The sequence below is a fragment of the Alginatibacterium sediminis genome, from assembly GCF_003610775.1.
Classification (GTDB): Bacteria; Pseudomonadota; Gammaproteobacteria; order Enterobacterales; family Celerinatantimonadaceae; genus Alginatibacterium; species Alginatibacterium sediminis.
This window is the reverse complement of sequence record NZ_RAQO01000008.1, coordinates 259,666-268,845: the sequence shown is the minus strand read 5'-3', so window position 1 is coordinate 268,845 and position 9,180 is coordinate 259,666. Positions and strand designations below refer to the sequence as shown.

11 protein-coding genes are annotated in these 9,180 nt (G+C 43.2%); 6 read left to right on the top strand and 5 right to left on the bottom strand.

Annotated features, from left to right (window positions below; all coding sequences use genetic code 11):
• Positions 1 to 115 precede the first annotated feature (115 nt).
• The gene (locus DBZ36_RS15205; RefSeq protein WP_120355811.1) at positions 116 to 481 is read right to left on the bottom strand and encodes a PilZ domain-containing protein; all 366 of its coding nucleotides are present in this window, start codon (positions 479 to 481) and stop codon (positions 116 to 118) included.
• Between the two features lie 424 nt (positions 482 to 905).
• On the opposite strand from DBZ36_RS15205, the gene DBZ36_RS15200 reads away from it, so the two are divergent.
• Positions 906 to 2,297 (top strand): YjiH family protein, encoded by a 1,392-nt coding sequence (locus DBZ36_RS15200; protein ID WP_407641490.1) that lies wholly within the window; start codon positions 906 to 908, stop codon positions 2,295 to 2,297.
• Between the two features lie 9 nt (positions 2,298 to 2,306).
• On the opposite strand, the gene folM is transcribed toward DBZ36_RS15200, so the two are convergent.
• Positions 2,307 to 3,026: a dihydromonapterin reductase gene (gene folM, locus DBZ36_RS15195; RefSeq protein ID WP_407641489.1), complete on the bottom strand. Its 720-nt coding sequence runs from the start codon at positions 3,024 to 3,026 to the stop codon at positions 2,307 to 2,309.
• A 223-nt stretch (positions 3,027 to 3,249) separates the two neighbouring features.
• On the opposite strand from folM, the gene folE reads away from it, so the two are divergent.
• The 4 genes from folE to DBZ36_RS15175 all read left to right on the top strand — a co-directional run bounded on the left by folE (position 3,250) and on the right by DBZ36_RS15175 (position 6,039).
• Positions 3,250 to 3,891, top strand: a complete 642-nt coding sequence (folE, locus tag DBZ36_RS15190) for a GTP cyclohydrolase I FolE (RefSeq protein ID WP_120355810.1) — start codon at positions 3,250 to 3,252, stop codon at positions 3,889 to 3,891.
• A gap of 150 nt (positions 3,892 to 4,041) precedes the next feature.
• Positions 4,042 to 4,455: a hypothetical protein gene (locus DBZ36_RS15185; RefSeq protein ID WP_120355809.1), complete on the top strand. Its 414-nt coding sequence runs from the start codon at positions 4,042 to 4,044 to the stop codon at positions 4,453 to 4,455.
• Positions 4,456 to 4,772: 317 nt separating this feature from the next.
• Positions 4,773 to 5,612 carry a helix-turn-helix transcriptional regulator gene (locus DBZ36_RS15180; RefSeq protein WP_120355808.1) on the top strand — a complete coding sequence of 280 codons (840 nt, stop codon included), beginning with the start codon at positions 4,773 to 4,775 and terminating at the stop codon, positions 5,610 to 5,612.
• Between the two features lie 31 nt (positions 5,613 to 5,643).
• Positions 5,644 to 6,039 (top strand): VOC family protein, encoded by a 396-nt coding sequence (locus DBZ36_RS15175; RefSeq protein ID WP_120355807.1) that lies wholly within the window; start codon positions 5,644 to 5,646, stop codon positions 6,037 to 6,039.
• A 163-nt stretch (positions 6,040 to 6,202) separates the two neighbouring features.
• Here the strand turns inward: DBZ36_RS15175 and DBZ36_RS15170 are convergent, their stop codons facing one another.
• On the bottom strand, positions 6,203 to 6,502 hold the full coding sequence (locus DBZ36_RS15170) for a type II toxin-antitoxin system RelE/ParE family toxin (protein WP_120355806.1): 300 nt from the start codon (positions 6,500 to 6,502) through the stop codon (positions 6,203 to 6,205).
• 7 nt (positions 6,503 to 6,509) lie between these two features.
• Entirely contained in the window at positions 6,510 to 6,752 is a 243-nt protein-coding gene (locus tag DBZ36_RS15165; RefSeq protein ID WP_120355805.1) for a type II toxin-antitoxin system Phd/YefM family antitoxin, read from the bottom strand.
• A 452-nt stretch (positions 6,753 to 7,204) separates the two neighbouring features.
• On the opposite strand from DBZ36_RS15165, the gene DBZ36_RS15160 reads away from it, so the two are divergent.
• Positions 7,205 to 7,975, top strand: a complete 771-nt coding sequence (locus tag DBZ36_RS15160; RefSeq protein ID WP_120355804.1) for a lipase family protein — start codon at positions 7,205 to 7,207, stop codon at positions 7,973 to 7,975.
• A 17-nt stretch (positions 7,976 to 7,992) separates the two neighbouring features.
• Here DBZ36_RS15160 and DBZ36_RS15155 read toward each other — a convergent pair whose 3' ends face one another.
• Complete coding sequence (locus DBZ36_RS15155) at positions 7,993 to 9,057, bottom strand: bifunctional transcriptional activator/DNA repair enzyme AdaA (protein ID WP_120355803.1); 1,065 nt, start codon at positions 9,055 to 9,057, stop codon at positions 7,993 to 7,995.
• Positions 9,058 to 9,180: the final 123 nt, after the last annotated feature.

Sequence of the window (9,180 nt, the reverse complement as noted above, 5' to 3'; positions counted from 1 at the left end):
AGACTTTGTGATTATTAAAGCAGGTTTCTGAAAAATTGCACGAAATCTTGATAACTAGAATAGCCGAGGAATGAAGGAACTATTCTAGCTGTGATATATCGCTAGGGATCAGCGCTCAATTACCCACTAATTGTTCAAGTTCGCGATGCAGTAAATCATCATTCCCCAAATTTAGTTCGATCAGTCGTTTAAGTTCGGTAATGCTTTCGATATCAATATGATGGCACTCCAAACCTAGCAAGCCGTCGCGTTGGTGTTTGACCTTAGTGTCCATCACAATGTTAAGAGGTTGCTCACTGTCTTCATCGAGTAAAAAGCTCAATGTCACTAACTTGAGCTCTGAATCCCAATCGTTGGGCTCGTTAACAAGAGCTCCTCGCAAGGATAGATCATGTAGGCTTGTCGTCCAGGTGGTGTTGCCATGTCGAATCTGAGCTGGACGCTCAAAAATGATGCGTAAAAAGTTGCGGCGCTCGTCCATCATTAACTCCTTGATTAAACAAAATGGTCTTGGCAAGACACAAGTCACTGTTTCTATTCATTCTAGTTTAACTCAATTTGAGAAAAATATAGATATTCAGCGTTAGATTGAGTGCTGTAATGTTATGAAAACGATGATATCTGACATCGAGACTAAAACTGAGTCGCTTATCTAAGTTTTAAACTGACTAGTTATGCATTCTGTATTTAGTTAACAGGTTTTAAGCGCTGCTAAATACCTACAATCGTCTCATGACGGCCCTTAACAGCTTGTTGAATATTTCTATTCTCATGTTTATCTCTCAATGGCGATATTTTATGGTTGATTTTTCCATCGTAACCAGTATATTTCACGGAATTATTATGCGTCATTAGTGAATGTAGTTGCAAAGTGGCGTTAACCAAACTATCAAAGAGACAACAGCGTGCAATCAGATATCGACTTCGAAAGCAAAGAGCCTCCAATAAAATCAGAGCTTTATACCTTAAGCAATGTGTTGAAGTTTTTGTTGCCATCTTTGCTTGGGGCAATTTTATTTATTTTGCCACTACCCATAGAAGACGGAATGACCATACCTGCGGCTGTTATTGCAGGCTTTATCGTTGAATTGTTAGGGACAAGTTTGGTTCCGATGATTGTTTTGATCACGGTTATCACGGCAGTGATGTCTCTTTATGTCAGTTTGGGCAAGCCAACATGGGCAAAGCATTCGCCATTTGTCGTAGCTTTATTCAAGACTTCACCAGCTTGGTTAGCGGTTCGTTTATTTGGAGCTACGTTTGCCATTCTAAGTTTTTTTGAAGTCGGTCCTGAGGCAATATATAACGCCGACGTTGGGCACTTTATCTTGTTTGACTTGCTACCAACGCTATTTGCGGTGTTTATTTTTGCCGGTTTGGTGCTCCCATTGTTACTCAATTACGGACTATTAGAGTTCATCGGTACCTTGCTGACCAAAATTATGCGGCCTTTATTTAACTTACCGGGTCGCAGTGCTATTGATAGTATGGCCTCTTGGTTAGGCGACGGCAGTGTTGGTATTTTGCTTACTAGTCGGCAGTACGAAGACAAACATTACACCGAGCGCGAAGCGGTGGTGATTGGAACCACGTTTTCTGCGGTTTCGATTACTTTTTCTCTGGTTGTAATCGCTCAAGTAGGTCTGGAACACATGTTTGGCTGGTTCTATTTATGTGTGTGTATTGCCGGCTTCGTTTGTGCGCTGATCGTGCCGCGTTTATTCCCGCTACGTAATCGAGCTGACAAATTTATCGATGGCAGTTCTCGCCAAGCCGATGATGAACATATCCCAGAATTTAAGTATTTGATGCGTTGGGCTAAGTTCAATGCGCTTAGCCAAGCCCAAAAGGCGCCCGGTGCTGTTAGTTTGGCCAAAGAAGGCGTGCGTAACGCCGTTGACATGGTTTTTGGGGTGCTGCCTGTAGTTATGGGGGTTGGAACAGCCGCCTTGCTGGTCGCTTACAACACTCCTATATTTGACTACTTAGGCTTGCCATTTATTCCTTTGCTTGAGCTGCTGCAAATTCCCGAAGCCGAAGCCGCCTCGCGAACTTTTGTGGTCGGCTTTGCCGATATGTTTATTCCTTCAATTCTGGCCGGCAGTATTGAAAGCGAGCTGACTAGATTTGTGATTGCCGCGGTGTCTGTAACACAATTGATTTACATGTCAGAAGTGGGGGCTTTGATGATGGGCTCTAAAATCCCAGTTAAACTTTGGGAGCTTTTCGTGATCTTTCTGCTACGTACGCTAGTCAGCTTGCCTATTATTGCTGGATTAGCGCACTTAATATTTTAACCGCCCCCATCAAACTAAATGGCGTCCACCGTCAACATTGATGGTGGTGCCGGTTACATAAGAGCTGTTGAGTAAGTATTCAACGGCTTTTATTATCTCTTGCTCCCCTGGCTCAATTTGCATCAAGGTTTTATTTAGATTTTTCTCTCGGGTGGCTTGGTCTTCACGTGGGTTAAACCGAATCAGTGCTGGCGCGATGCTATTGACCTTAATATTCGGCGCAAATTGCATAGCAAAAGATTGGCTTAAATTGGCAAGTGCTGCTTTGCTGGCAGCGTAGGCAATGTGTTTGTGACTACCGTGCTGTGCAACATAATCAGTGATATGGATGATATCTCCCGCTGTATCGCTGTGATTAAGCAGTGATTGAAGGGCAAAGTTGATTTGATAAGGCGCGCTTACATGTACCTGCATCATTTGCGCAATGAGTGCGGCTTTATTAGGTTCAAGGCTTTCCGATTGCCAACTAGACGCATTGTGAATAATCGCGCGCAGGGTTTCATGTTCGCTTTGAATAGTTTGGCTAAATTGAGCGATAGCCTCATCGTCATTGAAGTCGACTTGATAACACTGAATCCCTTGTGCTCGAAGCGCATCTACATTGGTATTTGGGTCGCGGTAGCTAATCAAAATTTGATAATCTGGCATTAAGGCTTGCGCTAGTGCTAAGCCAATTCGCTTGGCCGCACCGGTAATTAATACTTTAGGTTTGTCGGAATCGCTAATCACTTAAAAATCCTTAAAATATAGATGCTTACCGAGTAGTTTGGAAAAATAGTAGCTATAGTTCGTAATTGTATACGTAGCATAACTTGATCTAGCGCAATAAAGCGAAGAAAATAGCCCAAGCTGCTACACTGATCCTTAATTGCATCGCTAGCGTATCACTATTTAATCGTAGCTTTTTAAGTACCCCGATTTTTTTGAAGATAACCGAGTTAAGGGATTGAACATGCAGATTTCTGAACATGCAACAGCGGTACAGCAAGCCTTGCTCGCTCAAGGTCTAGAAACGCCCATGCGTGCCAACGGTCTTAGCACGGAGCAGAAAAAAGAAACCATCGAAGGGTTAATGCGCCAAGTGATTAGCACCTTGGGATTGGACCTAAGCGATGACAGTTTAGAGCAAACACCACAACGCATCGCCAAAATGTATATTGATGAGGTGTTTTCCGGACTAGATTATGCCCATTTCCCTAAAATTTCGCTGATCGACAATAAAATGCAAGTTGATGAGATGGTTAAAATTAAAGACATCGACGTGATCAGCACCTGCGAACACCACTTTATCACCATTGATGGTAGCGCTCGAGTGGCCTATATCCCTAATGATAAAGTGATAGGCTTATCCAAAATTAACCGCATTGTGCGATTTTTTGCTCAGCGCCCTCAAGTGCAAGAACGACTTAATCGCCAAGTGCTGGTGGCCTTGCAAACTTTGCTTGGTACCGACGACGTTGCTGTACAGATCCAAGCGACTCATTACTGCGTAAAATCTCGTGGTGTCATGGATAGTAATTCCAGTACCACAACGAGTGCCTATGGTGGTCAATTTAAAATGGATCCCATCGCCCGACGCGAGTTTTTGGATTAGTTCGTTGGACTTAGTTGCCAAGCTTGCCTTTGCATGCTTAGGTTGCTGTCATATTAAGCCCGAGGAAGCAATATTTAGCTCTGCTATTGACGATGTTTTTTGACGTTTTTAGCCTGTAAAATAGCCAGCTAATTTGCTTGGAATTGAGTAATGACATACGAAGTAGGGGCGTTTCTCGCCGATTGTTACACGCCAGTTTTGGTTGCGATCAGCCTATGGATTTTCTACCGACAACGCGCTAAGGGCCAGCCTATTCGGCTGGATATTCGCGCCTTGGCTTTGTCACTAGTATTGGTTTATGCGCTTATGTTGCTCGATGCTTGGTTAGGTATTTGGCCCGCGCTAAATTTGGATTACAGCACCCACACCGCAATCGCGTTGGCCTTTTGCGCGCATCACATCACCTACCGAGTTAAATGGACAATACCTGTAGTTTTGGGTTTGTTAGCCTACTTACAGTTAATGAAATTTATGCACTACCACAGCTATCTAGATATGCTCACAACTAGCTTATGTTTAGTGCCCTTATTGTGGATGGTTTGGTTAAAACGTAACCGGCCATAGAACTGTATTAGCAGCCACCTGCACCATAAAGGATTAGACTTCTAACAAGCGCCATTATGTTTCAAAGGCAGTTAGCTTGGTGGTAGTCATAGACCCAATCGGCTCACTTTTTAGAACCCGTGATAATGGAAAAGGACATTGGAGCATCTATCTGCTTTAGCTCACGCATTTTAGAAGCTACTTTTTATTGCTTCACCGTTGATATGACTATAAATAGTTTATCTAAGCCAGTCGGACGGTCAACGTTATAGATGCTGTCTAATTTATGTATCCAAGCCCCATTTGCTAGAGCGCCAACCAGTGATTAAACTTAGTACATGTTAGTCTCTGAATTTACGCCATTTCAAGGTCAAGTCCACGACCATGATTTGTATCAGACATGGGCTCCGCCAACGCCGATATCCCATTGGGTTCATTGCTTTTGGCAGCTTAATGTCCCTAATGGAGAATACTGCTATCGAAGTATTCCCGATAACTGCGTTGATTTGATCATTAATTTGGACAATTTAGACGACGCAATTTTGGTCTCGCCATTTACAGCTCCAATTGTTTATCCCTTGATTGGACCTACGAGCTATTTCGGGGTTCGATTTCGATTACTTGGCCAGCATATACTGGTATCTGAGCCGATTAGCGAATGGTCACCTGACGATCATCAAATGCCCGCTAAGGATCTGTTGTCGGCATCATTTATTGATCAAATTCAACAATTATTATCATTTCAAGAGCCGTTTGTTCAACGCTGCAATCGTTTTGCAAAAGCCTTAGTGGGTAGACCTGGTAGGTCAGTGGTAGACCCAAGGGTACTTAAGTTTGTACGCTACTGTTATAGCAACGCTGGCGGCCTTGAACTGAAAAACCTTGCTCCAGAAACACTCGGTCTTAGCGAACGTCATTTAAGGCGTTTAACTCAACAATACCTCGGTGTAAGTCCAAAGGCATTTTCTAAAGTTCTCCGCTTTCAGAGAGCGTTAAGGTCCTTGCAAACTATAAAAGACAGTACAGAGTGGGCTGATTGGTATTTTGACCAATCCCATTTTTCTCGGGAGTTTAAGCAACTCTCAGGTGTCACTCCCAAGCGGTTTTTGCAAATGTCCGTTTTGTACAATAATACACCTAAGCAATCACGCATAATTCTCCTTAGCGGCAATGTTTAACAGCATTATTTGAAAACAATAGGAGAACGCTATGATTGAATTTAGTGGGATGTTCCCAGTAATGGTTGTGGAAAACCTAGAGCAAGTGAAAGAGTTTTATGAAACTTATTTTGGTTTTCAGTCTGTTTTTTTCCAAGACGACTTCTACCTGCATCTTGTATCAGTGGACACTGGAGTTCAACTCGGATTTTTAGTACCGAATCATCCGAGCCAACCTGAATTTTTACACCGTATTATGCAACCTTTAGGTTATGTGGTGAGTTTGGAAGTAGCCGATGCGGTGAAGGTTTATGAGCAAGCTAAAGGTTTTGAGATGGCGATCTCCATGCCGCTAAAAGAAGAAGAGTGGGGACAAATTCACTTTATGATTAAAGACCCTTCGGGCATCAACATTGACATTGTTCAACACACGGTTGTCTCTGAATAACTTCGATCTCGGCCTGACTACGGGGTTGGGTTGAGACATTTCCATAGTTTAACTTCGAGTCAGCAAGCGTGTAAAAAAACAACTGTTTATACTCGCTTTGTGGTAAGGACTGAGTTTACCAATCTGAAATATAGCCCTAACTTAAAATGCTAGGTTATGAGAATTAACGTATCTGGTTTTGTGGTAATTGCGATTGCCCAAGGATTGCAACGACCAAAATAAAACCGTCTTCTTTGATAAAGAAAGCCGTGTGTTTGCCAACAGGGAAGTAAAAGCCACTTGGATATAAATCGTTACAGCTTCTTCCAACAGTAGGGTTGTCAGCAAGCATCTGAATTCCAGTAAGGAGTGTGTTTTTGTATTTCTGCCATTGCATCTCAGAAAAGTTTGTAAGGGTGTAGCTTTTGATTTTGTATAAATGAGTCTGAGCTAATTTACTCAGTTTATACTTGCTCTTTTGCATGCTTTAGTTACAACGCATTCAGGAAGTTTTCACCGTCAACCGCATTTCCTTGGGCTAAGTCTTCTTTTGCGGAATCAAAGCAGTGTTTTATATAGTCGGCTTTCATCGCTTCAAATTCTTCATAGTCTTGAATCGACATCACTACAACGGCATCTTTGTTATTTTTACTAATTTTAACTGGCTCACGTTGAGCATTTAGAAGTAGCTCACCGAAATTACGTTTGGCATCGTTTGCTGTTAGTGTGTGCATGGTGTCGCTTCAAATTTGGGACTATCGTAAGATTATAGCGAACCGTACAAAATGTGCAATTCAATCGAATCGTGCGATCTCGTAAAAGGCTAAGCACAGAATATACTATGATGCCTCTAGCTAGTCTTTGGCTCTACTAGCATTTCACACAAGCGTCATTAAATTTATTCACAGACAATAGTCCCAATTTGTTAGGTTTTCTAAGGGCTACAAGATGCTGATGTGTTTCTTTAGATATTGACTTACATTGTATCGCCGAGAACATAGCTTATTGTTGTCTAGAGTGAGATTGAAAAAAGCTTTTAAGTCGCCGTATTGACCTGTTAATCCCATGAGAAACAATTAGATAGGCTAGGAGTTCTATTTTCCACTTTTCATTTTCCGAGACGTTCATGAAAGAGTCACATTGCTAACTTAGTCTGGTCGTAAACCTAGCTAAGCTGCTGCGCTGATTGAAAAAACTCAAACGCTACCATTACGAACGCTATGCGCTTTTGTGCGAACTATCCTACCCCAATGATTTTGACCCGCTGGCGTTTGGCTTTTCTGAAGCTGGAAATGTATTGATCGAAGATCAAAAAGGGCACGTGGCTGCACGCGTATTGTGGGGGCCAAAGAAAGAAGTGGTAGTGGTTATCCGTGGTAGTAAGGACCTGCGGGATTGGTTAATCAACATGCAGTGTTGGTTACGCCGAGTCAACGAAAGACACCGTACTTATCGCGTGCACTGGGGCTATTCGAAAATGTTGGATGAACCATGTAAAGACACACCTTTATTGAGTATCTACGAGCGCTTACGGCTGACCTTATTGCCCTTAATTAATGAGGGGCGCAAGGTGTCGATTACTGGGCATTCGTCAGGTGGTGCGATAGGGGTGTTGATGGCCCAGCGCTTACATCGCCAACATAGCAAATGTGTTAAGCGGGTAGTGACCTTTGGGCAACCAGCGGTGGGAGATTACCGATTTAAACGCCAATACCCATTAGCATCCAAAACCTTCAGGGTGTGCTGTGATGTTGATTTGGTGACTTTTTTGCCACCATTCCCAGGTATCTATCATCAAGTGGGACGAACTCATTGGCTGCATGATGAACGTATTTTCGAAGATGTTAGCGACTTTAGGCGACTTTTAATCTCATTGTCGTTTTGGCTGACACGACCAGTGCGTTACCATTTTATGGACAAGTATATTCGGCGCAAAAACTATTTCGATAAGCACTAGCACTAGTGACAGCCTGATTATGCCTTACGTGCTGGCTTTTCACGCGCTAAAAGTGTTTGCTTGCGATGCTCACCCCAACGATACCCACCTAGCGAGCCGTCAGCTCGCAGCACCCGGTGACAGGGTATAAGTACGCCAACCGGGTTTTTACCGCAGGCTGTGCCTACAGCTCGAACAGCCTTAGGCTGGTCGATGTTTGCTGCGACATCGCCATAACTCATCACTTCGCCTTCTTTGATACTAAGTAAGCATTGCCACACTTTAATTTGGAATGTGGTGCCTCTGATATCAAGAGGGAGCTCTGGTTTTGCAGTACCTTGATTGAGGTGTTGATCTAAGGCATGTATCCAGTTATCAAGCGCTGGAGAGTTTTGCGCGGTAGAGTGAAGCAGAGTTGCTTTTGGGAATTCCTTGGATAAAAGCGGGAGTAATTCACTTTCATTGTCAGCAAACTGTACTGAGCACACGCCCTTAGTAGTGGCGGCCATAATGATGTGCCCAAAGGTGGTGTTGCGACAGGCATAGTGAATAGTCTCGCCGTTTCCGCCATCGCGATAGGCCTTGGGTGTCATACCTATGTTGCGCGAGGCTTCGCCGTAGACTCGGCTTGAAGAGCCAAACCCAGCGGCATAGATCGCATCGCTAATGGGCTCTCCTTGCTTGAGGCTGTGCTTAAAGTGGCGCATTCTAATCGCATCTTGATAGTGTTTTGGACTTACCCCAAACGCTTCTTTAAAAACCCGTTGTAGTCTAGAACCTGAAAGCTGAACCATAGTGCCTAACGACGCTAAGCTTAGTTTATCATCAAGGTGTTGCTCAATATAACGTGCCACATCAACTAGCTTTTGTATTTTCTGGTCGGGTCCGGCTGGACAACAACGCTTACAAGGACGAAAACCACTTTGAAGTGCAGACTCAATATTGGGTAACAAACGAATATTTTCTGGATTAGCCATTTTACTAGAACAAGAAGGTTGGCAAAACACACCGGTCGTCACCACGCCATAGTAAAATTGACCGTCAAATAAGGCATCTCGGCTTTGTATAGCTTTTAGCATTTCGGCATTAGCGGGCATTGGCATGCTTGTTCTCTCATTGCGTTGTTAAGGCTATAGCACCATATTTTTTTAGTCTATGCTATCCGATTCTTGCTAAGTAAGTGCTGATTGAACGCAGAAGATAATTATTAATAAAACGCAAAAATC

Bases quoted from the DNA above. Each gene is read 5' to 3' on its own strand.
- DBZ36_RS15205 (WP_120355811.1), bottom strand. From the start codon at position 481: ATGGACGAGCGCCGCAACTTTTTACGCATCATTTTTGAGCGTCCAGCT.
- folE (WP_120355810.1), top strand. From the start codon at position 3,250: ATGCAGATTTCTGAACATGCAACAGCGGTACAGCAAGCCTTGCTCGCT.
- DBZ36_RS15185 (WP_120355809.1), top strand. From the start codon at position 4,042: ATGACATACGAAGTAGGGGCGTTTCTCGCCGATTGTTACACGCCAGTT.
- DBZ36_RS15180 (WP_120355808.1), top strand. From the start codon at position 4,773: ATGTTAGTCTCTGAATTTACGCCATTTCAAGGTCAAGTCCACGACCAT.
- DBZ36_RS15175 (WP_120355807.1), top strand. From the start codon at position 5,644: ATGATTGAATTTAGTGGGATGTTCCCAGTAATGGTTGTGGAAAACCTA.
- DBZ36_RS15170 (WP_120355806.1), bottom strand. From the start codon at position 6,502: ATGCAAAAGAGCAAGTATAAACTGAGTAAATTAGCTCAGACTCATTTA.
- DBZ36_RS15165 (WP_120355805.1), bottom strand. From the start codon at position 6,752: ATGCACACACTAACAGCAAACGATGCCAAACGTAATTTCGGTGAGCTA.
- DBZ36_RS15155 (WP_120355803.1), bottom strand. From the start codon at position 9,057: ATGCCAATGCCCGCTAATGCCGAAATGCTAAAAGCTATACAAAGCCGA.